This is a genomic window from Citrobacter farmeri (assembly GCF_019048065.1).
GTDB classification, from domain to species: Bacteria; Pseudomonadota; Gammaproteobacteria; order Enterobacterales; family Enterobacteriaceae; genus Citrobacter_A; species Citrobacter_A farmeri.
Genome location: NZ_CP077291.1, coordinates 825,623 through 850,464 on the forward strand (window position 1 = coordinate 825,623; position 24,842 = coordinate 850,464).

At 54.3% G+C, this 24,842-nt stretch carries 23 protein-coding genes and 1 tRNA gene; 19 read left to right on the forward strand and 5 right to left on the reverse strand.

Annotation, left to right across the window (positions count from 1 at the left end):
* Nucleotides 1-14 precede the first annotated feature (14 nt).
* Nucleotides 15-1,202: a knotted carbamoyltransferase YgeW gene (ygeW, locus tag I6L53_RS03850; protein ID WP_042322176.1), complete on the reverse strand. Its 1,188-nt coding sequence runs from the start codon at nt 1,200-1,202 to the stop codon at nt 15-17.
* 467 nt (nt 1,203-1,669) lie between these two features.
* On the opposite strand from ygeW, the gene I6L53_RS03855 reads away from it, so the two are divergent.
* Nucleotides 1,670-3,445: a sigma-54 interaction domain-containing protein gene (locus I6L53_RS03855; RefSeq protein WP_042322179.1), complete on the forward strand. Its 1,776-nt coding sequence runs from the start codon at nt 1,670-1,672 to the stop codon at nt 3,443-3,445.
* Between the two features lie 61 nt (nt 3,446-3,506).
* Here I6L53_RS03855 and xdhC read toward each other — a convergent pair whose 3' ends face one another.
* Genes xdhC through xdhA form a run of 3 tightly spaced genes read right to left on the reverse strand, consistent with a single transcriptional unit; the run spans nt 3,507 to nt 7,169 of the window.
* On the reverse strand, nt 3,507-3,986 hold the full coding sequence (gene xdhC / locus I6L53_RS03860; RefSeq protein ID WP_042322180.1) for a xanthine dehydrogenase iron sulfur-binding subunit XdhC: 480 nt from the start codon (nt 3,984-3,986) through the stop codon (nt 3,507-3,509).
* The gene (gene xdhB, locus I6L53_RS03865) at nt 3,983-4,861 is read right to left on the reverse strand and encodes a xanthine dehydrogenase FAD-binding subunit XdhB (RefSeq protein ID WP_042322183.1); all 879 of its coding nucleotides are present in this window, start codon (nt 4,859-4,861) and stop codon (nt 3,983-3,985) included. The genes xdhC and xdhB overlap by 4 nt, the downstream gene beginning before the upstream one ends.
* A 10-nt stretch (nt 4,862-4,871) precedes the next feature.
* The gene (gene xdhA, locus I6L53_RS03870) at nt 4,872-7,169 is read right to left on the reverse strand and encodes a xanthine dehydrogenase molybdenum-binding subunit XdhA (RefSeq protein WP_042322187.1); all 2,298 of its coding nucleotides are present in this window, start codon (nt 7,167-7,169) and stop codon (nt 4,872-4,874) included.
* A gap of 320 nt (nt 7,170-7,489) precedes the next feature.
* On the opposite strand from xdhA, the gene actS reads away from it, so the two are divergent.
* From actS to I6L53_RS03960, 18 genes are all read left to right on the forward strand, one after another.
* Complete coding sequence (actS, locus tag I6L53_RS03875; RefSeq protein ID WP_042322188.1) at nt 7,490-8,233, forward strand: amidase activator ActS; 744 nt, start codon at nt 7,490-7,492, stop codon at nt 8,231-8,233.
* A gap of 79 nt (nt 8,234-8,312) precedes the next feature.
* Nucleotides 8,313-8,386: transfer RNA gene (locus I6L53_RS03880), tRNA-Gly, on the forward strand.
* Nucleotides 8,387-8,595: 209 nt separating this feature from the next.
* On the forward strand, nt 8,596-8,949 hold the full coding sequence (gene arsR, locus I6L53_RS03885; protein WP_042322190.1) for an As(III)-sensing metalloregulatory transcriptional repressor ArsR: 354 nt from the start codon (nt 8,596-8,598) through the stop codon (nt 8,947-8,949).
* A gap of 47 nt (nt 8,950-8,996) precedes the next feature.
* Complete coding sequence (arsD, locus tag I6L53_RS03890; RefSeq protein WP_042322193.1) at nt 8,997-9,359, forward strand: arsenite efflux transporter metallochaperone ArsD; 363 nt, start codon at nt 8,997-8,999, stop codon at nt 9,357-9,359.
* A gap of 17 nt (nt 9,360-9,376) precedes the next feature.
* Nucleotides 9,377-11,128, forward strand: coding sequence for an arsenical pump-driving ATPase (gene arsA / locus I6L53_RS03895; RefSeq protein ID WP_217124962.1), 1,752 nt, complete (start codon nt 9,377-9,379; stop codon nt 11,126-11,128).
* Between the two features lie 45 nt (nt 11,129-11,173).
* Nucleotides 11,174-12,463, forward strand: a complete 1,290-nt coding sequence (locus I6L53_RS03900) for an arsenic transporter (RefSeq protein WP_042322200.1) — start codon at nt 11,174-11,176, stop codon at nt 12,461-12,463.
* A 12-nt stretch (nt 12,464-12,475) separates the two neighbouring features.
* A complete protein-coding gene (gene arsC, locus I6L53_RS03905; RefSeq protein ID WP_042322203.1) occupies nt 12,476-12,901 on the forward strand; it encodes a glutaredoxin-dependent arsenate reductase in 426 nt (141 codons plus the stop codon).
* Nucleotides 12,902-13,171: 270 nt separating this feature from the next.
* A complete protein-coding gene (cuyA, locus tag I6L53_RS03910; RefSeq protein WP_042322206.1) occupies nt 13,172-14,176 on the forward strand; it encodes a D-cysteate sulfo-lyase in 1,005 nt (334 codons plus the stop codon).
* Nucleotides 14,169-14,879, forward strand: a complete 711-nt coding sequence (gene cuyB / locus I6L53_RS03915) for a cysteate racemase (RefSeq protein WP_042322209.1) — start codon at nt 14,169-14,171, stop codon at nt 14,877-14,879. Before cuyA ends, cuyB begins: the two co-directional genes overlap by 8 nt.
* 54 nt (nt 14,880-14,933) lie before the next feature.
* Nucleotides 14,934-15,941 carry a taurine ABC transporter substrate-binding protein gene (locus tag I6L53_RS03920; protein ID WP_094465711.1) on the forward strand — a complete coding sequence of 336 codons (1,008 nt, stop codon included), beginning with the start codon at nt 14,934-14,936 and terminating at the stop codon, nt 15,939-15,941.
* Entirely contained in the window at nt 15,938-16,708 is a 771-nt protein-coding gene (locus tag I6L53_RS03925; protein ID WP_042322211.1) for an ABC transporter permease, read from the forward strand. The genes I6L53_RS03920 and I6L53_RS03925 overlap by 4 nt, the downstream gene beginning before the upstream one ends.
* Nucleotides 16,708-17,484: an ABC transporter ATP-binding protein gene (locus I6L53_RS03930; RefSeq protein WP_042322213.1), complete on the forward strand. Its 777-nt coding sequence runs from the start codon at nt 16,708-16,710 to the stop codon at nt 17,482-17,484. The genes I6L53_RS03925 and I6L53_RS03930 overlap by 1 nt, the downstream gene beginning before the upstream one ends.
* Nucleotides 17,485-17,537: 53 nt before the next feature.
* Nucleotides 17,538-18,755, forward strand: coding sequence for a M20 family metallopeptidase (locus I6L53_RS03935; RefSeq protein ID WP_042322214.1), 1,218 nt, complete (start codon nt 17,538-17,540; stop codon nt 18,753-18,755).
* 22 nt (nt 18,756-18,777) lie between these two features.
* Nucleotides 18,778-20,340 carry an ABC transporter substrate-binding protein gene (locus tag I6L53_RS03940; protein WP_042322216.1) on the forward strand — a complete coding sequence of 521 codons (1,563 nt, stop codon included), beginning with the start codon at nt 18,778-18,780 and terminating at the stop codon, nt 20,338-20,340.
* An 11-nt stretch (nt 20,341-20,351) separates the two neighbouring features.
* Nucleotides 20,352-21,308 carry an ABC transporter permease gene (locus I6L53_RS03945; protein WP_042322739.1) on the forward strand — a complete coding sequence of 319 codons (957 nt, stop codon included), beginning with the start codon at nt 20,352-20,354 and terminating at the stop codon, nt 21,306-21,308.
* Nucleotides 21,305-22,165, forward strand: a complete 861-nt coding sequence (locus I6L53_RS03950) for an ABC transporter permease (RefSeq protein ID WP_052425404.1) — start codon at nt 21,305-21,307, stop codon at nt 22,163-22,165. The genes I6L53_RS03945 and I6L53_RS03950 overlap by 4 nt, the downstream gene beginning before the upstream one ends.
* On the forward strand, nt 22,158-23,147 hold the full coding sequence (locus I6L53_RS03955; RefSeq protein WP_042322218.1) for an ABC transporter ATP-binding protein: 990 nt from the start codon (nt 22,158-22,160) through the stop codon (nt 23,145-23,147). The genes I6L53_RS03950 and I6L53_RS03955 overlap by 8 nt, the downstream gene beginning before the upstream one ends.
* A complete protein-coding gene (locus I6L53_RS03960) occupies nt 23,144-23,944 on the forward strand; it encodes an ABC transporter ATP-binding protein (protein WP_052425405.1) in 801 nt (266 codons plus the stop codon). Before I6L53_RS03955 ends, I6L53_RS03960 begins: the two co-directional genes overlap by 4 nt.
* A 658-nt stretch (nt 23,945-24,602) precedes the next feature.
* Here the strand turns inward: I6L53_RS03960 and I6L53_RS03965 are convergent.
* Nucleotides 24,603-24,764 carry a DUF4223 family protein gene (locus I6L53_RS03965; RefSeq protein ID WP_042322220.1) on the reverse strand — a complete coding sequence of 54 codons (162 nt, stop codon included), beginning with the start codon at nt 24,762-24,764 and terminating at the stop codon, nt 24,603-24,605.
* Nucleotides 24,765-24,842: the final 78 nt, after the last annotated feature.

A 24,842-nucleotide genomic window follows, 5' to 3' on the forward strand; every position in this document is an offset into this window, starting at 1 on the left:
GGTCGGCTCAGGGGTTATTTCACGCGTGGTTGCGCTTCTTTCAACAGTTGTTCCAACAGCACGCCAGGTTTCGGATATTTGCGGGAGAGGATCATCGCGGCGATGATGTAGGGTTTCCAACTGGCTTCTTTGTAAGTCGCGATGCGGTATTTTTCGAAGACGGCGTCGGTAACTTCGCCTTCTTTGCAGGAGACGCCGCTAATATCCGCAGGCAGGCAGTGCATATACAGCGCTTCGCCGTTGCGGGTGAGTTGCATCATTTCTTCAGTGCAGTGCCAGTTTTTATGCTTCGCGTTCTGTTCAAGGCACTGTCTTTCCAGCTCTTTCAGGGCCGCGTGGTCATTGGCGCGCAGAAGTTCGGTGCGCTCTTCCATCACTTTGTAAGGTGCCCATGACTTCGGATAGACGATGTCGGCATCTTTGAAGGCTTCTTCCATGCTGGTGACCTGACGGAAACTGCCTCCGGACGCGTTCGCGTTGTTTTTTGCCACTTCAATCACGTCCGGGATCAGGTCATAGCCTTCCGGGTGCGCCAGGGTGACATCCATACCGAAGCGGGTCATCAGACCGATAATGCCCTGCGGCACGGAGAGAGGTTTGCCGTAACTGGGTGAGTAGGCCCAGGTCATGGCGATTTTTTTGCCTTTGAGGTTTTCCAGAGAGCCGAAATGTTCACGCAGCCAGGCCAGATCTGCCATCGCCTGTGTCGGGTGGTCGATGTCGCATTGCAGGTTAACTAACGCTGGACGCTGCGGGAGTACGCCCTGTTTATAGCCGTCATCAAGCGCGGCACCGACTTCACGCATATAGGCGTTGCCCGCGCCAAGATACATGTCGTCGCGAATACCAATGGCATCGGCGCAGAAGGAGATCATGTTGGCCGTTTCGCGGACGGTTTCGCCGTGCGCGATTTGTGATTTCCCTTCGTCCAGGTCCTGTTGAGCCAGGCCGAGCAGGTTAAGGGCGGAGGCATAGGAGAAGCGGGTACGGGTGGAGTTATCGCGGAATACAGAAATTCCTAATCCACTATTGAAGACTTTGGTCGCGATGTTTTCGGCACGCAGCATTTTCAGTGCGGCAGCGACGTCCAGGACTTGTTTCAGTTCATCCGGCGTCTGTTCCCATGTAAGCAAAAAATCCTTCTCGTGAAGGTGTGAGGTCAGCGAATTGATATCCTTTATCAGCTCATTAACAGTTTTCATTGTAAGATCCTGGTAGTGGAATGACGGCAAGGTGGCTTATCCGCGGTAATGACACGTGGCATCACCGATATACCAGGGACTAACAATAAGCGTGCCAAAATGAATCCGGTGGTGGCTAAACGGGAATTCATCCCGCAATATGCGGTTCCGATCACAGAATAAGGCTGTTTGTAATTAGCGATGAATATACGAAAACGTTTGGCTCAATAAATATCGAAATTTGTCAATGAACTTGCGGGCAGAATAATAGGGGTAAGGGAGGTAAATACCGTCAGTTTGATAAACTCACACCGTTAATTCTCATATTGATATGGAAATGTGATTTCTCTTGCATATTTTCATTATAAAATGATAAAGAGCCTGTGTTTTTATCAAAGCAAATTTCGTCTGAGTTAGTATCCTTATATTCTACGAACCATCAATGTCTTCAATGATCAATCATTTAAGTGATTTCGGAAGGTAAGACTATGGTGCTTGCAACAACGCAGTCCGTTTTGATGCAGATTCAACCTACAATTCAGCGTTTCGCCAGAATGCTTGCCAGCGTTTTGCAACTCGAAGTTGAGATCGTCGACGAAAACCTCTGTCGCGTCGCGGGAACCGGCGCTTACGGCAAATACCTCGGGCGCCCGTTGAGCGGCAACTCCAGATTGTTGCGCTATGTGCTGGAAAGTAAAAAAGAAAAGGTCGTGACGCATTCCCGCTTAGACCCGCTGTGTGATGGTTGTGATAGCAAAGAGAACTGTCGTGAGAAGGCTTTTCTGGGAACACCGGTCATTCTGCAGGACCGTTGTGTCGGTGTGATCAGTTTGATTGCTGTAACACATGAACAGCAGGAACATATCAATGATAACCTGCGCGAGTTTTCAGATTATGTTCGCCATATATCCACCATTTTTGTTTCAAAACTACTCGAAGATCAAAGTGGGAGTGACAGCATCAGTAAAATATTTTCGACAATGATTGAGAATATGGATCAAGGCGTATTGGTCATTGATGAAGATAACCGCGTACAGTTCGCGAATCAAACCGCGTTAAAAATTCTCGGCGCGGCACAGAATAATATGGTGGGAAAGTCAGTCAGGTTTCGGCCGTTAACGTTTGAAAGTAATTTCACCCACGGACATATGCAGCATATCGTCTCCTGGGATGATAAAAGTGAACTGATTATTGGTCAGTTGCATCATGTGCAGGGGCGGCAGTTATTCCTGATGGCTTTCCATCAGTCGCATACCAGTTCCTCAGTGTCGATTGCCGCCGATGAGCCGCATATTGAACAACTGGTTGGTGAATGCCGGGCCATGCGCCAGCTTAAGCGACTCATTAGTCGTATTGCGCCCAGTCCGTCCAGCATCATGATTGTGGGTGAAAGCGGCACCGGGAAAGAGGTGGTCGCGCGCGCCATTCATAAACTGAGTGAACGGCGCAATAAACCGTTTATCGCCATCAACTGCGCGGCGATACCGGAACAGTTACTGGAAAGTGAACTGTTTGGCTATGTCAAAGGCGCATTCACCGGCGCTTCCGCCAATGGTAAAACCGGCCTGATTCAGGCGGCAAACAGTGGAACGCTGTTCCTCGATGAAATCGGCGATATGCCGTTGATGCTACAGGCTAAACTGCTCAGAGCTATTGAAGCGAGAGAGGTGTTGCCGCTGGGGGCGAGCAGCCCGGTTCAGGTCGACATCCGCATTATTTCAGCCACCAATCAGAACCTCGGGCAGTTCATCGCCGAAGGCAAATTCCGCGAAGATCTGTTCTATCGACTGAACGTTATTCCACTGACCCTGCCGCCGCTACGTGAGCGACAGGATGATATTGAATTGTTGGTGCACTATTTTCTGCATCTGCATACTCGCCGCTTAGGGCTGGTCTACCCGGGTATTGCCCCGGATGTTGTGAACTTGCTCAAACACCATCAATGGCCGGGAAACCTGCGCGAACTAAGCAATCTGATGGAATATCTGGTCAACGTGGTTCCTTCTGGCGAGGTGATAGACAGTACGCTCTTACCACCCAATCTGATCAACGGTAAAGCGCCAGAATCGGTTGGTGCGGTGGCTCACATGGCGCAGTTGCTGTCCGATGACACCGGCGGAACCGCGCTGGAAGAGATGGAAAAGCAGATGATCCGCGAAGCGCTCTCCCGCCACTCCAATAAAAAACAGGTGGCGGATGAGTTAGGCATTGGCATTGCGACGCTTTATCGCAAGATCAAAAAGTATGAGCTGCTGAACGCGTAATTCTGCACGCAAACGTGTGAATGCCTCCATCCCGGAGGCAATCTGAAAGAGGCGGCGTCTATTACTCCGGCTCGGTGCAGCGTTGTACGGTATCGACAATCATTTGATAACCGGTGCAACGACACAGATTTCCCGCCAGCCCGCGACGGATCTCCAGAATGGTTAACGGCTGTTCCCGTGGCTTTGCCAGCATAGCGGTGGTCGCCATGATTAAACCCGGCGTGCAAAAGCCGCACTGCACGGCGCCGGATGAGGCATAAGCCATCTGGACTCGTGAGAGTTGGCCGCCAGCCGATTCGCCTTCCAGTGTGCGGATCTGTTTTCCTGCTGCCCACGCGGCAAGATACAGGCAACTGTCAATGGCTGTACCATCAACCAGAACCGTACAGGCTCCGCATTCACCGACACAGCATCCCTGTTTAACGCTCAGCAACCCTTGTTCGCGCAGGAGTTCAGAGAGCGGCATTCCCGGCATGATACTGAGCTGAAAAGGGTGACCATTGATAACGCATTCCAGCGTGATTCGGTTAGTGTCATTCATTGCAGCTTTCCTCCCGCCGCGACAACGGCTTCAGTAACCACTTTCCGGGTCATCGTCTGAATGAGATGCAGACGAAATTCCTTACTGGCCCGCCAGGAAGAGCGCGGGGCGACATCTTGCAGAACGGATTCCGCGATTGCGTCCAGCGTTTGCAGAGTCAATGGCGCATTTTGCGCCGCACGCTCCGCATGCTGACAGCGGACTGGCGTGGGAGATGCAACGCCAAACGCCAGTCGAAGTTCTTTAAGACCACCGTTATCCAGTTGGCATTGTGCCGCGCAGCCGATGGTCGAAATGTCCATCGCATCGCGCATGGCATATTTAAAATGCGCGCTGCCGGTATGGGCCCTGGGCTGTGGTGGAAAATGAAAGGCGACAAGGATTTCATCTTGCTCAAGAGAGACTTTTCCGGGGCCGGTGTGAAAACCGATGATGCTGGTAAAACGCACGCCCTTTGGCGAGGCTATCTCAAGCGTGGCGTCATAAATCAGCGTTGGCGTTGCCGAATCTGCGCTGGTTGCGCCGTTGCAGATATTCCCGCCGTAGGTGGCGACATTGCGGATTTGCGGCCCGGCTATGGAGGCGGCGGCTGCGCACAGGGCAGGCAGATGTCGTTGCGCGATGGGGTTCTCGATAATATCGCTAAAGGTGGTGGCGGAACCGATACGCAATCCCTCCTCCTTCGTCAACGTAATTCCCCGCAGCTCGGGCAGATCATGGATGTCGACGATATGACGGTAACGCGCATTATGATGATGAAGTTGAATCAAAACGTCAGTTCCGCCGGCGAGCAGTTTCGCCTGCGGATAGCGCGCCAGCAGGCTGATAGCCTCGGCAATGTCTGACGCGCGATGGTAAGAAGCAAAGTCATACATGGTCTTATCCTCAAATCAAGCCAGCCTGGTGGAACTCCGCATACAGCCGTTTTGGCGTCAGGGGCAGCGTATCAATAGCAACGCCTGTGGCCATTTTCACTGCGTTACGAATGGCGGCAGCAACCGGGATAATGGGCGGTTCGCCGAGAGATTTATGCCCATATGCCGATTGCGGCTCCCGGGTTTCAACGAAGGCGCTTTCCAGTTGCGGCAGGTCGGGCATAGTTGGCATTTTGTAATCGAGGAGATTAGGGTTTCGTACCAGGCCACTTTCCTCATCGATGATCATCTCTTCAAACAGCGCCCAGCCAATGCCCATCCCCATTCCGCCGTGCACCTGTCCTTCCGCGAGTTGCGGGTTCAGGATATGGCCAGAATCATGGACATTGAGGATGCGGTTGATCGTGACCTTGCACAGTGCGATATCGACGCTCAGATCGACAAACGTGCAGCCAAACGCCGGTGGGTTGGTGGTTGTTTTCACGGAGCATTCCGCTGACAGCTGACCGCCGCGTTCCGGGTGATAAAACGCATCCATCGCCAGGTCTTTTAATGACAGTAACGGAGAGTCCGGGCGATCGATAAGGACGATGCTACCTGCCGTCAGCGTCAGATTCATGACGGACTGATGCAGCATGTCGGCAGCGTGATGGAGGATCTTATCGCGCAGTTGTATTGCTGCTTTGCGCAGTGCCGGTGCGGCGACATAGCTTTGGCGAGAGGCGAATGCGCCAGGGTCGAATGGGGTGATATCGGTATCCTGGGTCGAAATGACGTGCACATCGCTGACCGGTACGCCGAGGGTCTCCGCCACCATCTGTGAGAAGACGGTATCCGCCCCCTGACCGATTTCCGTGGCACCGCTCTGAACGTTGATCGTGCCATCCTGGTTCAAAAGCAGGCGGGCTCCGGCGATCTCCACGCCGACCGGCCAGGTGTTGGAGGTGTAGCTAAAGCAGGCGACGCCGATGCCCCGGCGGATGTTGCCCTGCTGACGTTGACATTCTGCACGACGGGCGTCCCATTCAAACAGCGTGCGGCCTTTTTGCAGACATTCCGGGAGTCCCGCGCTGTAGATGCGTTTGCCGGTAATCGGGTTTTTGTCACCTTCACAAGCCGCATTTCGTAACCGAACCTCGAGCGGATCGAGACCCAGCGCCGTCGCGGCATCATCCAGCATCGATTCCACGGCAAAGATCACCTGCGGCGCGCCGTAACCGCGCATCGCGCCAGCAGAAGGGAGATTGGTGTAGCAGGTGGTGGAACGGTAAGCATACGCGCTTCGGGGATAGAGCCAGGCCACTTTGTTGCCGCCCGCTGAGGCGATCGAGTGTCCATGTGAGGCGTAAGCGCCGGTATTTGACAGGACATCCAGACGATAGCCTTTCAACGTGCCATCGCGATTAAGCCCCATCTGTCCATCAATGGTGAACGCATGGCGGGTCCGGGAAGCGAGAAAACACTCTTCGCGACTCAGCGACACTTTCACCGGTATGCCGCCCAGTTTACGAGTCAGGAAGGCGGCCATTGGCTCTTCCAGCACGTCCTGTTTGTTGCCAAATCCGCCGCCAACGTACGGTTTGATAACCCGTACGCATGACCAGGGAATGTCCAGCGCCTGACCCACAACCCGCCGCACGATGTGTGGAATCTGCGTGCTGGAGACGATGGAAATACGTGAGTCATCTTCCATCCAGGCAAATGAGGTGACGCTTTCCATATGGCAATGTTGAATTACCGGCGTCTGGTAATAGCCATGGTGTTGATAATCTGCGGCATCAATGGCCTGTTGCACATCTCCCGTGGTCATTTCACTGCGATTGAGCAGATTACCGCCAGGGTGAATGAGGGCCGCGTCATGCGCCAGAGCGGCTTCTGGCGTGGTAATCACCGGGAGTTTTTCCCATTCCACCTTCACCAGCAGGGCCGCATTCTCCGCGGTTAACTCATCTCTTGCCACGACAATCGCGACCGCATCACCATGATGGCGTACGTGACGGGTCAACAGTAAACGATCGGCGGTGTCACGTTTGTTCTCATCCAGCGTCCAGGCGTGTCCTGCCGTGGCGAATGGAATAGCAGGTACATCTTCCCAGGTAAATACCGCCAACACCCCGGGAAGGCTTTTCGCCTCGTCACAGTTGATGCTGGTAGCGTAACCGTGAGCAATCGGGCTGCGGACGTATTTGGCATAACACATGCCCGCCATCATGTAATCATCAGTATATCGAGCCCGCCCGGTCACTTTAGCAATGGCATCCACGCGCATACATGACTCACCGGTAGCGGTTGCTTCCCGCGCATCCATAAACGTCCCCCTGATTTGACTATTCGGTTCCAGAACAACCGTTAAATCAGGCAAGAATTACGCCAGAAGCGCAAAGTCGTGTTGCGAGAGAAGGGAAGTGTGACGGAGATAATAATATGGCCTGTGAAAGGGATGACAGCGCGGGGAAAACATACGTCTTGCTTATCATTATGAGTTTAATCAACTCATTGTGATACACGGTAAGTGGTGGTGATAGCGTTTATCTGGCAGTCTGAGAGGCTACTTACCGACTCAATAAATTTGGCATCCGGATTATGACTGCTATCATATGGCGTCTGTGAATGTAGCGAGGAACGGTTTTGAGCGCAGGACGCCTGAAGAAAAATAGTCTGGGTATTGCCATGCTGCTTTGTGCAGGATTGCTGATCGCAGGCTGCTCGGGGAGCAAATCGTCTGATTCCGGGTCTGGAGCCGTTTATACTGTCAAACGGGGGGATACCCTTTACCGTATTTCACGCACGACCGGCACCAGCGTTAAAGATCTTGCGCGTCTGAACGGCATTTCTCCGCCGTATACCATTGAGGTTGGGCAAAAGCTGAAACTCGGTGGATCGAAAACAGCCTCAGCGAAATCCACTAAAAAATCGTCCAGCAAAACGGCAGCGGTCAGACCGTCCTCTTCTGTGCCACAATCATCCTGGCCACCGGTGGGCCAACGTTGTTGGCAATGGCCAGCCAGCGGTAAGGTGATCCTGCCTTACTCCACGGCAGAAGGTGGTAACAAGGGGATCGATATTTCCGCGGCTCGTGGTACACCGGTTTATGCCGCCGGAGCAGGGAAGGTGGTTTATGTGGGCAACCAACTGCGCGGCTACGGTAATCTCATTATGATCAAACACAGTGAAGATTACATTACCGCCTATGCGCACAATGACACCCTGCTGGTGAATAACGGACAAAGCGTGAAGGCCGGACAGAAAATTGCCACGATGGGCAGCACTGATGCGGCCTCGGTGCGGTTGCATTTCCAGATTCGCTACCGCGCGACGGCCATCGATCCGCAGCGTTACCTGCCGCCGCAGGGCAGCAAACCGAAATGCTGACGGCGAATTAATCGCCAGTCGGCAGGTCTGTCCCTTGCCAACAAGAGCGTAAGGTTTATAATGCCTTACGCACTCCAAAGCGGGCGTAGTTCAATGGTAGAACGAGAGCTTCCCAAGCTCTATACGAGGGTTCGATTCCCTTCGCCCGCTCCAGACTCAAGTCTCCTGAAGTCTACTAAACTCAATTTTCCCTTGATAAATCAGCAGTTATAAAATTCTATTCATTAATTGAGTCCAACCAAACTTGCTCCCTCAGGACAGCCTGTTCAACCGTTTTATGTACATCACATATGAAAATCCAAATATATTTTTGACATTTTATGGTTACAGAGAGAGACTGCCAGACAGAAGCAGGAGGGCTTATGCTGCAATTATCATCCATACAACTCTTCAAAAATCTCTCCGATGAAACCCGCCTGGGCATCGTGTTGCTGCTCAGGGAGATGGGGGAGCTGTGCGTGTGCGATCTCTGCACGGCGCTGGAACAGTCCCAGCCCAAGATCTCCCGTCATCTGGCAATGCTACGGGAAAGTGGATTATTGCTGGATCGCAAGCAGGGGAAATGGGTGCATTACCGCTTGTCCCCGCATATTCCTGCCTGGGCTGCTCAGGTAATTGAGCAGGCCTGGTTAAGTCAACAGGACGACGTACAGGCTATCGCCCGTAAGCTGGCATCGGCAAACTGCTCTGGCAGCGGCAAGGCTGTTTGTATCTAAAAAATTTACCTGTACATATATGTTTTTACGAATATAAGGTGCGAGAGATGAAAACCTTAACGGTGTTTGACCCGGCAATGTGCTGTAGTACCGGCGTCTGTGGTTCCGATGTCGATCAGGTTCTGGTCGATTTTTCTGCTGATGTGCAATGGCTGAAAGGGCGCGGGGTGCAGGTTGAACGATACAACCTGGCGCAACAGCCGATGAGCTTCGTTGAGAATGCAAAAGCGAAAGCATTCCTTGAAGCTTCCGGAGCCGAAGGGCTTCCGCTGCTGTTGCTGGACGGCGAAACGGTGATGGCAGGACGTTACCCCAAACGTGCTGAACTGGCTCGCTGGTTCGGTATACCGCTGGAGAAAGTGGGTTTAGCGCCCACCCGTTGCTGTGGTGGTAATACGTCCTGTTGTTGAGTATGTCAGGAGGACATATGAAATTCCTACAGAATATCCCGCCTTACCTGTTTTTTACCGGTAAGGGAGGCGTAGGCAAAACCTCAATTTCCTGCGCGACGGCTATACGGCTGGCAGAGCAGGGCAAGCGGGTTTTGCTGGTCAGTACCGATCCGGCTTCTAACGTTGGCCAGGTATTCAATCAGACTATCGGCAATACGGTTCAGCCCGTGGCTGCTGTGCCCGGCCTTTCAGCACTGGAGATAGATCCGCAAGACGCTGCCCAGCAATACCGCGCCAGAATCGTTAACCCTATCAAAGGCCTTCTGCCTGATGATGTCGTAAGCAGTATCAACGAGCAGCTTTCAGGGGCATGTACTACTGAAATTGCTGCATTTGATGAGTTCACTGGCTTATTGACCGATGCTTCTCTGCTGACTCGTTTTGATCACATCATTTTTGATACTGCTCCAACGGGCCACACTATTCGCCTTCTTCAGCTTCCCGGAGCCTGGAGCAGTTTCATTGAAAGTAACCCGGAGGGGGCTTCCTGCCTTGGCCCGATGGACGGGCTGGACAAACAGCGTGAGCAGTACGCGCATGCGGTTGAGGCGTTATCCGATCCTGAACGCACCCGGCTGGTGCTGGTCTCACGCTTGCAAAAATCCACGTTGCAGGAAGTCGCCAGAACGCATGAAGAGCTGACGGCGATTGGCCTGAAAAACCAGCATCTGGTTATTAACGGTGTTCTGCCTGCAGCCGAAGCAGAATATGACGTATTAGCCGCTGCGATATGGCAACGGGAGCAGGAGGCTCTGGCAACGCTTCCGTCCGGGTTATCAGCGTTGCCGACTGACACGCTATTCCTGCAGCCGCTGAATATGGTTGGTGTGCCCGCACTGAAAGCTCTGCTCAACGAAGTCGCTATGCCAGCATCGCATGCGGAACAGAGTATGCGGAACAAGCCAGCGAACATGTCACTCTCTGACCTGGTCGATGAACTCGCCCGTAGTGAACACGGCCTGATTATGCTGATGGGCAAAGGTGGCGTGGGTAAAACCACGATGGCAGCCGCCATCGCTGTCCGCCTGGCAGACAAGGGTTTTGATGTCCATCTCACCACGTCAGATCCTGCCGCACACCTGAGCACAACGTTGAACGGCAGCCTCAAAAACCTGCAGGTCAGCCGAATCAACCCTCACGATGAAACCGAACGCTATCGCCAGCATGTCCTTGAGACGAAGGGGAGGGATCTGGACGAAGCAGGGAAACGGCTGCTCGAAGAGGATTTACGTTCCCCCTGCACAGAAGAGATTGCGGTATTCCAGGCGTTCTCACGGGTGATCCGTGAAGCGGGTAAACGATTTGTGGTGATGGATACGGCACCTACCGGGCATACGCTATTGCTGCTTGATGCTACCGGGGCTTATCACCGCGAGATTGCCAGGAAGATGGGTGATAAAAGCCATTTTACCACGCCGATGATGCAGCTTCAGGACCCGCAGCGTACCAAAGTATTACTCGTCACTCTGCCTGAAACCACACCTGTACTGGAAGCAGCACATTTGCAGGCCGATCTGGAACGTGCGGGGATTCATCCCTGGGGCTGGATTATCAATAACAGCCTTTCTATTGCCCGGACGCGTTCACCACTGCTTTGCCAGCGAGCGCGACAGGAATTACCTCAGATTGAGGCAGTGAAACAGCTGCATGCCAGTCGTATGGCACTTGTTCCGCTGCTGGCCTCAGAGCCAGCCGGTATTGAAAAACTCAGAGCACTGGTGAGTTAATTTTTTTCTATACAGAGCGGCAATGCCGCTCTGTCAGGAGGATGTATGTTACTGGCAGGCGCTATTTTTGTCCTGACCCTTGTTTTGGTTATCTGGCAGCCGAAAGGATTAGGGATCGGCTGGAGTGCGACCCTGGGCGCAGTGCTGGCGCTGATTTCTGGTGTTGTACACCCAGACGATATTCCTGCGGTGTGGAATATCGTCTGGAACGCGACGGCAACGTTTATTGCCGTGATCATCATTAGCCTTCTTTTGGATGAATCCGGCTTTTTCGAATGGGCTGCGCTGCACGTTTCGCGCTGGGGTAATGGTCGGGGGAGATTGCTGTTTACCTGGATAGTCCTGCTCGGCGCAGCGGTAGCGGCACTGTTTGCCAACGATGGCGCAGCACTTATTCTGACGCCGATTGTTATCGCTATGCTCCTGGCGCTTGGCTTCAGTAAAAGCACCACGCTGGCATTCGTGATGGCTGCCGGGTTTATTGCCGATACGGCCAGCCTGCCGCTTATCGTCTCGAACCTGGTGAATATCGTTTCGGCTGATTTCTTCGGTCTGGGGTTCACGGAATATGCCTCAGTAATGGTGCCGGTGGATATTGCCGCTATCATCGCCACGCTGGTGATGCTGCATCTGTTCTTTCGCAAAGATATTCCGCCCGCGTATGACCTGGAACGTCTGAAAGAACCGGTAAAAGCAATCAACGATCCGGCAACGTTCAGAGCTGGCTGGATAGTGTTGATTCTTCTGCTGGTAGGCTTTTTCGTCCTTGAACCACTTGGTATTCCCGTTAGCGCCATTGCGGCGGTTGGGGCGGCGATCCTGTTGGCGGTGGCGAAACGAGGCCATGCCATTAACACCGGTAAGGTGCTGCGTGGGGCTCCCTGGCAGATCGTCATCTTCTCGCTGGGGATGTATCTGGTGGTCTATGGCTTGCGCAACGCCGGACTAACGGATTACCTTTCAGGGGTGCTGAATGTGCTGGCGGATAAAGGGCTTTGGGCGGCGACGTTGGGAACCGGCTTCCTGACGGCAATCCTCTCTTCCATCATGAACAACATGCCTACCGTGCTGGTTGGCGCCCTCTCTATTGACGGCAGTACTGCAACCGGCGTAATCAAAGAGGCGATGATCTATGCCAACGTGATTGGCTGCGATCTGGGGCCGAAAATTACCCCTATTGGTAGCCTGGCAACGTTGCTCTGGCTGCATGTCCTTTCACAGAAGAATATGACGATCGCCTGGGGGTACTATTTCCGCACCGGGATTATCATGACTCTGCCTGTGCTGTTTGTAACGCTGGCCGCGCTGGCGCTACGTCTTTCTTTCACTTTGTAGTGAGATACTGAAATGAGCAACATCACCATTTATCACAACCCGGCCTGCGGCACGTCGCGTAATGCGCTGGAGATGATCCGCAACAGCGGTACTGAACCGAACGTTATTCATTACCTTGAAAATCCCCCGTCACGCGATGAACTGGTCAAACTTATTGCGGATATGGGGATTACTGTACGGGCGCTGCTGCGTAAAAATGTCGAGCCTTATGAAGAACTGGGTCTTGCCGAAGATAAGTTTACTGACGATCGGTTAATCGACTTTATGCTGCAGCATCCGATCCTGATCAACCGTCCGATCGTGGTGACGCCGCTGGGAACGCGTCTGTGCCGTCCTTCAGAGGTGGTGTTGGATATCCTCCCTGATGTGCAAAAAGGTGCGTTTACAAAGGAAGATGGCGAGAAAGTGGTTAATGATGCAGGCCAAATAGTGAAGTAAACATCAGGGGGAAGCATGTCCTCCAGGTTGTTGACCATGTTAAATAAAACATGAAATGAGTATTTCTGTAACGCCTTGCGGACGCAAGGCGTTATTCTTTTTTGCCGCAAGCCATTCCGGAACAGAATATATCTTATCCTGCCAGTCACACTTTTCCTGCTTATCCATTTTTCAGTAATCGTTATTTATTATTCTTGATTGGCCCCATCTGGCAGATGTGTATAGTCAATTTCACTTTTATAAAGTCTTTTTTATTAGCAAGGAGCGATTATGCATCTGGCCCGGTTTCCTCGAATTTCTCTTGGTCATTTTCCCACGCCGCTGGAGCCGCTGAATAATTTAAGTGAATTATTAGGCGGACCTAAAATATGGATTAAACGCGACGACGCAACCGGTCTGGCAACGGGCGGAAATAAAACCCGCAAACTGGAATTTCTGCTGGCGGATGCGCTGGAGAAAAAAGCCGATGTGGTCATTACCCAGGGGGCGACGCAGTCAAACCATGTGCGTCAGACGATCGCGGGTGCCGCGCGTCTCGGGCTGAAAGCGAAAGCGCTGCTGGAAAAACGCGTTACCGATTTTGGTGAGGATTACCAGCGTTCAGGCAACGTACTGCTGGATAACCTGCTCGGTGGCGACATCGTCGCTCATCTGCCGGGCGGCACCGATATGCAGCAGGCGATGGAAGAGTATGCGGAGACGCTGCGCGAGCAGGGGCACAGGCCGTATATCATCCCCGGCGGTGGCTCGAACCCGATCGGCGCGCTGGGTTACGTCGCCTGTGCGGAAGAGTTGCTGTATCAGTCATCGGAACGCCGTCTGCGCATCGATCATGTGGTTCACGCCACCGGCAGTACCGGCACGCAAGCGGGATTAGTCGCTGGTTTTACCGCCACCAACAGCCATATTCCGGTGCTGGGTATTAGCGTGCGCGCGCCAAAAGCAAAACAGGAAGAGAACGTCTGGAATCTGGCCTCGCGGACGCTGGAACTGCTCGGTGTGCCGGGAGAACTGTCGCGTCATGCGGTGGTGGCGAACAGTGATTATGTCGGTGACGGGTACGGTTTGCCGACAGAAGGCACGCTGGAAGCGCTGACTCTGCTCGCCCGCCATGAAGGTATTCTGCTCGATCCGGTTTATTCCGCAAAAGGCATGGCCGGGCTTATCGATCTTATCCGCAAAGGCCACTTCCGCCAGGATGAAAACGTCGTGTTTATCCATACCGGCGGTGCGGCGGGTCTGTTTGGTTATCGTCAGGTACTGGAGCATGGCTAAGCCCTTTCTGCTGGGCGTACTGGGCGGTATGGGACCGCTGGCGACGCTGGATTTTCAGCGCCGCCTGCTGGAAGCCACGCCTGCACTGAGCGATCAACAGCAGATCCCCACGGTCGTCTGGAATGTACCGCAAATTGCCGATCGCCAGCAGGCGCTGGCGGGCAAAGGGCCATCGCCCCTGCCGCAGCTGCTTCACGCTGTTGAGAAACTTAACCAGGCGGGGGCTAGCCATATCGCCATACCGTGCAACACGGCGCACCACTGGTACGACGCGCTGAGTGAAGCCAGTCGCGCGCCCATTTTGCACATTGTTGATGCCACGCTGGACGCGCTGGCACAGGTTGAGGAGAAACCTCAGCGGGTAGGTGTGATCGCCACGAAAGGCACGCTGACGGCAGGCTGGTATCAGGAGCGACTGGCGGCGCTGGGTATGGAGGCCATCGTGCCAACCCCGGAGGAGCTGGAACACTGGTTTGTACCAGGCTGCTACGCAGTAAAACGGGGAGCGCTGAATGAAGGCGGGGAATTACTGACGTTGCAGGCTAACGCGCTGTTTGCCCGAGGTGCGCAAAAGCTGGTGCTGGCCTGTACCGAAGTGCCAGTTGCGCTGGAGGCGGCCAGGGCGCCTTTTCGTCATCTCACCTGGGATCCGGCTCAGGCATTGGCCGAGCGATGTTCGCAGTTATGGCAAATAAATAGATAAACGGTCCAATTCGGTATTGGGCGAAATAATGGGTTTCATCAAAGGATAAATAGAATGAAAAAAAGTTTTTTCTTATTAATAGCAGCGGGTGGCTTGTGGGCAAATATGAGCTTTGCCGATACGCCGGCTGAAGTTCGGGTCGCTTATAGCGGCGGTTCCCAGGTATTAATGCTGGCAAAAGCCGACGGCTCTCTGGATAAAGCGTTAAACAGCAAAGTGAAATGGGTGCAATTTGCGTCTGGTGCAGATGCTTTGAATTATTTCGCCAGCAATGCCATTGATATCGCCAATTTCGGCTCCAGCCCGGCGACAGCGGGTATTGTACGTAAATTACCGGTCGAGATTATTGGCATTTCGGGCGTCATTGCCAGCTACGAGCGACTGATCGGCAAAGACGGGATCGTGAAAATCAATGACATCGAGGGCAAGCGTGTCGCCTATCCACCCAATTCAACGGCACAGTACGCCCTCGAAGCCGCAATCAGCGTAAATAAACTGGATCGCAGCAAAATCACGCTGCTGCCGCTGCGTCCGGCAGAAATGGTGGCGGCCTGGAAACGTGGTGACATTGATGCTGGTTATGTCTGGGCGCCGTTTGCGCAGGAACTGGAGGCCTCGGGCGGCCATCAGGTCTTTGCCACCAAAGATCTGCAGAAAGAGGGTTACCTGATATACAACAACTATGTCGTGCGTAAAGCCTTTGCCGAACAGCATCCGGAAGCGGTGACCGCCTTCCTGCGCGTACACCAGCAGAAAGTGGATGAGTTCAGGAAAGATCCGGAGCGTGCCGCAGCCATTGTCGCTAAAGAAGTGGGGGCTCCGGTCACCACCGCCGCCAATACGTTGGGCGGGCTGGAATATCCGACGCTTGCTCAGCAGGGGACGGCTGACTGGCTGGGAAATGGCACACAAACCACAGACAGCGGTATTGGCAAAGCGTTGACCAAAACCGCCAGCTTCCTTGCCGGTATCGGTGAGATCCGCAAACGTGATATTCCTGCCAACTGGGATACCGCGATTGAGTCCCGCTACATTCGTGATGCGGCGGTGGCGGCGCAATGAGAGTGAGTCAGCATATCGCCATCAGCGTGGTGTCGGTGGCGGTTTTCTTTATCATCTGGCAGGTGGCGGCAACGCGGCAGTGGGTCGATCCACTGTTATTGCCATCGCTCACTGACATCGGCCTGACCACTGAAGAGCTCCTGGCCGATGGCTATCGTCAGGTGCCGCTCTGGGAACACATTGTAGTGAGCCTCGCACGGGCACTTAGTGCGTTTTCCGTGGCGATTATCATCGGTATTCCGCTGGGGCTGTTGATGGGGCTGTCGGATGGTCTGGCGGCGGTGCTTAATCCTTTTGTGCAGTTCCTGCGCCCTTTGCCAAAAATCGCGCTTATTCCACTGGCGGTGGTCTGGCTGGGGATCGGCGAGGCATCCAAGTTTTTCCTGATTTTCATCGCCACATTTTTGAGCGTGGTGGTCGGCGCGTCGGCCGCCGTTGAGCGGATTGGGCGCTCTCGTATTCGCGTGGCGCAAACGCTAGGGGCATCGCGTAAGCAGATTTTCCTGCGCGTAGTGTTGCCGGACGCGCTGCCGGATCTCTTCACCACCGTCAGGCTCTCCATTGGTATTGGCTGGACGTCGCTTATCGCGGCGGAGATGGTTGCGGCCAGCTCCGGGCTGGGCTGGATGGTGATTAACGCCAGCGCTTATCTGCGTACCGATATCGTCATGCTCGGCATTTTGCTGTTGGGCGGCATTGGCTATCTGCTGGATCTGTTACTGCTGGGGCTACAACGTCTGACGGTGCCCTGGGCGGGGAAAGAATAATGAGTGCAATAACCCTCGAAAATGTGTCGCTCGCTTTTGCGGCGAAACCACAGCCGTTTACGGTGCTGGAAGATATCAGCCTGACACTGAACCACGGCGAGTTTGTCGTGTTGCTCGGGCCGTCTGGCTGCGGGAAATCCACCATCCTGAACCTGGTGGCCGGGTTCAATAAACCGGATTGTGGTCGGGTCGCGGCTGGTGGCAAAACGGTACGCCAGCCAGGTCCCGATCGCGGGATGATCTTCCAGCAGCCCAATTTGTTTCCGTGGCTGTCGGTACTGGAAAACGTCACGTTTGGCCCACGGTTGGGGAAACATCGTAAGGATGAAACCAACGCGCAGGCCCAGGCCTGGCTGGAGCGCGTGGGGCTAAAGGGATTCGAACATCACGCGCCCTGGCAGCTTTCCGGCGGCATGAAGCAGCGCGTGGCGCTGGCGCGCGCCTGGCTGCCTGGTCCGGAAGTGCTGTTGCTTGATGAGCCGTTCGGCGCCCTGGACGCACAAACCCGACTGATGATGCAGGAGCTGCTGCGTGAGGCCTGGCTTTCCACCGGTACCACGTTGCTCTTCGTCACTCACGATGTGGAAGAGGCGCTGTTTCTTGCCGATCGCATTCTGATCATGTCGGCAAAACCAGGAAAAATTGTTGATGAGATCGTTCTGCCCTTTGGCAGGGAACGGGATATCGAAACGCTTGCCGAACACCCCGCCTACAGCGAGATCAAACATCACGTTCTGCATCGGGTGCGCCAGGAAGCAAAGCGGCACTTACGTTAAATGCCATTCCCGGTGTCGGGAATGAATCAACTGTCATGACTGAGGTGGAAGCAATGAGCAGCAGCGAATTACGAGACCGTCTTGAAATAAGTATTCAACAGCACCGGGACGAGTATGTGGCGATAGCCAAAGATATTCACGCCCATCCTGAGACCGGCAATAACGAATATTACGCCAGCGGTTTGCTGACAACGTTGCTGGAAAAACACGGTTTTGCCGTCACCGTTAACGTCGCCGGGCATGAAACGGCCTTCTGTGCGGTGAAGGAGAGCGGTAAACCTGGCCCAACGATCGCCTACCTTGCCGAATACGATGCGCTGATTGATATCGGCCATGCCTGTGGGCACAACCTCATTGGGGTGACCAGTATCGCCGCAGCGATTGCCCTTAGTGAAACGCTGGACCGCACCGGTGGCAAGGTCGTCGTATTGGGGACGCCGGCAGAGGAAGGTGGACTGCGGGGTAAAGGCGGTCTGAATGGCAATGTGAAGGCCCGGTTCGTGGAGCACGGTTTCCTGAAGGACGTTGATGCGGCGCTGATGATTCATCCGGCGGGTAAAACGCGACTCACAGGCCCATCGCTGGCAAACAATCATCTGTATTTCCATTTTTATGGCAAACCCTCTCACGCGGGCAGTTCGCCGCATAAAGGCGTGAATGCTCTGGATGCGCTGGTCCTGCTGTACAACGGGATCAGCGTTCTGCGCCAGCAACTGCCGGACGGCATCCGCGTTCACGGCATTATTACCAACGGCGGACAGGCGCCGAATGTGATCCCGGAGTATGCCTCTGCGCACTATTACATCCGGGCACATACCCGTGAAGAGGTGGTAGCGCTGGAACCGCGTATCCGCGCGATTGCAGAGGGCGTTGCGCTGGCGACCGGCACCACGGTGAAAATTGAGCACCAGGTCGGGCCGCGAGATTTCAATATTAACCACACGTTGAACAGCGTGCTGCTGGATGAGTTCACCGTTGCCGGGGAGGACGTTGAACTGAAAGAAAAAGAGGGGCTTGGCTCCACTGACGCAGGCGATATCAGCCATGCGGTGCCGACAGCCCACCCTTACATCAAGATTGGCCCGGATGAGTTGATTGGACACACCGTGGCGTTTCGCGAGGCCGCTAACTCGGTACAGGGATATGACGCGCTCATCACGGGAGCGCTGGTGCTGGCCCGTACCGGGCTGCGCCTGTTAACGGACGCGGCGCTACTGCAGGAAGCGAAAGACGAATTTGCCGGTCGCACCGCCACCACGCGAGCCGCCTGATCCTGACTGGAGTAACATAACAATGAAAATGCTGTTTTCTGCCGCCGCGTTGATGCTGGCGGCGGTTTTACCCCTGGGAAGCGCACAGGCTGAAAGCGTCGATCGTAACGCCACGCTCAATATTGCCTACGGGAATCGGCCGGGCACGCTGGATCCCTATCTGACCACGAACAATGCCACCTCCGATGTGGACCGGCATATTTTCGAGACGTTGTTCACCATCAACGCAAAATTTGAGCCGGTACCGGAGCTGGTGCAAAGTTATACCCTGAGCGACGATCGTAAAACGTACACCTTTGTACTGCGCGATGGGGTTCATTTTCATGACGGGCAATTGCTCACCGCCGATGACGTGGTGGCTTCGATGAACCGCTGGCTGGCGGTGTCGACGCAGGGCAAAGCCAATCTGCCGGGCGTGCAGTTCACTAAAGTCGATAATAAGACCGTCAGCTTTACGCTGCCCGCGCCTTCACTCATCACCCTTAACGTATTGGCGGATGTGAAAAACATTGCCGCGATCATGCCGAAACGCATTATCGACGAGGCCAACAGCAGCAAGAAGCCAATCGCCGAACTCATCGGCACCGGCCCTTATAAGCTGGCTGAATTCAAACCCGGTGATTATTTGCATCTGACCCGCTATGACCAGTATCAGTCACGCAGCGAACCGGCGAGCGGTTTGTCGGGGCAGAAAAAGGCGAACGTGAAGGACATCTGGTTCCGCTACATCACCGACGAATCCACCCGCCTGGCGGGGGCGATGACTGGCGAATACGATCTCGTTTTCCAGTTGCCGAAAGACAACATTGATACGTTGAGCAGCGCGCCGGATCTGTCGCTGTTTCAGCCACAGAGTGGCGGTTCGCTCATTACCTATCTGTTCAATAAAAACCAGGGGCCGTTCGCCAACGTGAAACTGCGACAGGCATTTAACCTGGCGCTTGACGTTCATCAGACGCTGCTGGCGGGCTACAGCGATCCGCGTTTCTTCAAAGAAGATCCCTCACTGGGCTTCCCGGATCAAGTGGACTGGTACAGCGAAGCCGGAAAACCCTTCTGGAATCAACATAAGCTGGATGAGGCGCGGGCGCTGGTGAAAGCCTCCGGCTACAAAGGTGAAGAGGTGGTGATCATCGCTACCAAAGAATATGCCGAGCTGTATAACCTGGCGATTGTGGCCCAGCAGGTGCTAAAGCAGATTGGCGTGAAATCGCGACTGGACGTGTACGACTGGCCGACGGTACTGCAACGCCGCCAGGATCCGAAAAACTTCGACCTCTGCGCGCTGGAATTTTCGATGCGTCAGGTACTGCATCAGTATCCGTTCCTGGATTCCCGGGCGAAATTCCCCGGCCTGAGCGACAGCCCGGAAATTGACAACGTGCTGGATCAAATTAAACAGGCGCCATCGCTGAAAGCGGCCAGGCCGCTGGTGGATAAACTGAACACGCTGAGCTGGCAATATCTGCCGGTGATTGTGCTGGGCCGTACGACACCGGATGCAGTGGCGATCAAATCTAACGTGAAAGGCTATCAGGATCTGATCGGCCCCGTTTTATGGAACGTTAGTGTGACGAAACCCTGATGGGGAAGGCGATGAAAAGATACCTTTTTCACCGTCTGCTGGCACTGCTACCGGTGCTGCTGGTGGTGTCGGTAGTGGTGTTCTGTCTGATTCACCTCGCGCCGGGCGATCCGGCGCTGGTGATCCTGGGCAATGACGCGAATCCGCAAGATATTGCCGCGCTGCGTCAGCAGATGGGGCTGGACAGGCCATTGCTGGTGCAGTTCGTCAGTTGGTTTGGTGGGATCCTGTCCGGGGATCTTGGGCATTCGCTGTTTCTCAATACCAGCGTCATGTCGCTGTTTTTACAGCACCTGACGCCAACGCTGGCGCTGGCTCTTTATGCCCAACTGATTGCGCTGCTGCTGGGGCTGGCAGGTGGCGTAGTCAGCGCCTGGCAGCACGGTGGTACGACGGATCGTGTCATTCGTATGCTGGCAACGTTCGGCATGTCGGTGCCGGGTTTTTTGCTTGGCCTGTTTCTGATCTTCTTCTTTGCCGTTCAACTACGCTGGTTTCCGGTGGTGGGTTATCGCTCCACCAACGATTCTTTCTGGCTGAACGTCTGGTACTTAACCTTGCCCGCAATTGCGCTGGGATTACGTATTGCTGCGTTGATCGCCCGTATGACCCGGGCAGTGATGCTGGATGTTATGCAGGAACCTTTCATCAACACTGCACGGGCAAAGGGCGTGCCGGAGCGGCTGGTGCTGCTGCGACATACTCTGAAAAACAGCCTGATCCCGATTCTGACCATTTGCGGCGAATCGTTCGCCTCCCTGGTGACCGGCACGATCGTTATCGAGAGTGTGTTCGGTATTCCGGGCGTGGGCTCGCTGATTGTGGATTCGATCGAACGGCGTGACGTGACGGTGATCCAGGGCGTGGTGCTATTGATCACGGTTTGTTACGTGTTGATCAACCTGGCGGTGGATCTGCTGAGTTATCTGGCCGATCCGCGATTGTCCGTAGACGGAGGGGAAAAATGAACCTGCCGAGAAACCCGGCGCTGTTGATCTGGCCCGCCGTACTGGTGGCGATCGTACTGCTGTCGTTTTTCGCCAGCCTGGTGAGCCCTTACGATCCCTACAGCATCGATCCGTTAAGCCGCTTGAAACCTCCTTCCGTTGAGCACTGGTTTGGTACCGATAACTTCGGACGAGACCTTTTTGTTCGCGTGGCGCTTGCGGTGCGGGTGTCGCTCTCGGTTGGCGCGGCGGTGGCGGTGATTGCGGGCGTCACGGGGATCGTCATTGGCCTGCTGTGTGCCTGGTATCGTCCGGTCGACAGAGTGTTAATGCGTGTCTGCGATGGTCTGTTCGCGTTTCCGTCTTTGTTGCTTGCCATCGCCATTGTGGGGGTTCTGGGGCCGAATATCGCCAACGTGGTGCTGGCGTTGTCGCTGGTTTACGTGCCATCGATAGCCCGGGTGATCCGCGGCGCGGCGATGGTCATTAAAGAGAAGAATTTTATCGAAGCCCTGCGTGCGCAGGGGGCGAGCGCTTCGCGCATCATCTGGCTGCACCTGCTGCCTAACGTCATCTCGCCGTTTATTGTGCAGGTGAGCTGGGTATTTTCCGTGGCCATCCTTACCGAAGCGGCGCTGAGTTTTCTCGGTTCAGGCGTACCTGCGCCAATGCCCAGCCTGGGCAACCTGTTACTGGAAGGTAAGACCGTGATCTTTAACGCGTGGTGGATGACCTTTTTTCCGGGGATCGCCATTGTACTGTTGATCCTTGGGCTAAATATCATAGGCGACGACCTGAGAGATAACACCGATCCCAACCTGAAGCCTCTGCCGCGTCGCGTGTTACGGCGGTTAAAACAAGGAGGTCGCTATGGCTGATAGCTTGCTTGAAGTGAAAGATCTTGAGGTTCATTTCGCTACCCGGCAGGGCGTGGTCTCCCCGGTGCGTGGCGTCTCCTTCCGGGTTAACACACATGAGACTCTCGGTATTATTGGTGAATCCGGTTGTGGTAAGAGCGTGACCGCGCAGGCACTGATGGGGCTACTTTCGCCCCGTACCAGTCGGGTTAGCGGTGAGGTGAAGCTGGCAGGAAAAGCACTGCATTCGCTATCGGCGAAAGCGCGCCGCCAGCGAAACGGCCATGAGATGGCGATGATTTTTCAGGATCCGCTCGCCAGTCTGAACCCGGTGATGACCATTGGCTTACAGATTGATGAAAGCCTGCGGCTGCATACGTCGTTGAATCGATCGCAGCGTCAGCAGAAAATCATCAGCCTCCTGACGCAGGTTGGTATCGTCGATCCCGCCCGCAGCGCGGGTGCCTGGCCGCATGAGCTCTCTGGCGGTATGCGCCAGCGCGTGATGATTGCAATGGCCATTGCGACATCACCGTCGTTGCTGATTGCCGATGAGCCTACGACGGCGCTGGACGCCACTATTCAGGCACAAATCCTCGACTTGCTGGAGGAGATTAACCAACAATCGGGCATGGGGATTGTCATTATCACGCACGATCTGAGCGTGGTCGCGCGGCTTTGCCAGCGGGTGGTGGTGCTCTATGCCGGACAGGTTGTGGAAGAGGCGGATGTACACACGCTGTTTGAGCGTCCGCGCCATCCGTATACCCGTGCGCTGCTGGCGGCGCGTCCGTCGGCGGATCACACGCCGAAAACGCCGTTGGCGGAAATTCGCGGTCAGGTGCCGGCGTTGCATGACTTGCCTTTAGGCTGCACTTACGCCGATCGTTGCCCGCTGGCGCAGCCGCGCTGTCGGGCACAGGCTCCTGAACTGCGGGCGGTAGGGTACAAGGCACAACAGGTTCGCTGCTGGCGGGCCGACGAAGCGGGAGTGTTGAGATGACGACACCGTTGTTAAGCGTTACAAACCTGTCGAAAACGTTTAGCCGTCGTGGGCAGTCGGTACAGGCGGTGGATAACATCAGTTTCAGCCTGAATGCGGGTGAAACCTGGGCGCTGGTGGGGGAATCCGGCAGTGGAAAAAGCACGACCGGCCGCCTGGTGCTGGGGTTGACGCCCGCAAGCGCGGGCGAGATCGCGTTTGAGGGGCGACCGCTTGCGGGGCGTAATGCCGTTGGCTGGCGGAGCGTTCGCCGCGACATGCAGATGATTTTTCAGGACCCGCTTTCATCGCTCGATCCAAAACGGACCATTGGCTATAGCCTGGAAGAGCCGCTGATCATCCACGGCGCCGGTAATCGCAAGGCGCAGGTTGCTGAGATGCTGGAGCAGGTTGGCCTGCGGCCACAGGATAGCGCCCGCTATCCGCATGAGTTTTCCGGTGGTCAGCGCCAGCGTCTCGGTATTGCCCGGGCGCTGATCCTGAAGCCGAAGCTGATCGTCTGCGATGAGCCGGTTTCAGCGTTGGATGTTTCGATTCAATCGCAAATTCTCAATCTGCTGATGCGATTACAGCGTGACTACGGACTGGCGTATCTCTTTATCTCTCACGATCTTAACGTGGTCAGGCACATTGCCGACAGAGTGGGGGTGATGTACCGGGGAGCGCTCGTTGAACAGGGGGAAACCGCAGACGTTTTTGCTACACCGCGTCATGACTACACGCGTTATTTGTTGAATGCCATTCTGCCTGAACATCCGGACACAGAGACGGAAACGCGCGTGGCCGCGAATGGTTAAGTCTGAAAAGGGCTGTCTGAACGCGGTGTCGTTTTCTTAGGCGAAAGTGATTTGTCTCTTGGTCCCACTTAACCCGGTACAAATCGCCTCAATGAATGAGTTTGTTGAGTGAAATGAATGACGACATCCGTAAGGTACAGCCAGGAAATAATTTGAACCATATTATTTGATAACGTGCAGCCTACCGGGCCGATTAAAATAGATCCAAACCGATGAACAGTGGCAGACAATGCCACTCCAGACTCAACTCCCCTGAATGCCTTCAGTTTAACTTATCTGCTGATAAATAATGGGCTACTTCTTAACAACAATGTCGCCAGAAGGGTTGGTATTCACTCTGGTTTTTTCACTTTTTAACTGGGATAAATCTTCTTATTATGAAACTCCTTAATCAATGGATTAAGAAAAGTAGACTATTTTCTTAGGTTTCACACCTGGCATTCTGGGGGTGATGGTGAACAGTCTGACGATCGTCGTCAGAAGAAGGACATCTGGTCTTATGTTTCTCTCTGAAATTAGCGAAAATGTTTTTCCCCTCACATTAAGCAATAGATGTATAAAAAAAGCTCAAATTATGCTTGCATATAATTTGAGCAAAAGTGTGGCACTTTTTAAACTTCTCTTAGTTAAAGACAGTTATAACTTTACTTCCCTGGTGTTACAGGTTATCGCAACCACCGATGATTTTCGAGATAGAGATAGCAGGGTGTAACAAATAATCATAGTCACAATTTTTAGATTTGTTATAGACACTGCCTGTACAGCCGCTCAGTACGGTGATAGCAGTAATAACCAGAATACCTGTAAAAATTTTCTTCATTGATAACTCCATTGTAATGATGAGACGATGACGTCCATATTGTTAAGCGTTTTTGAAACTTCAGTGTCTTTCCCGCTA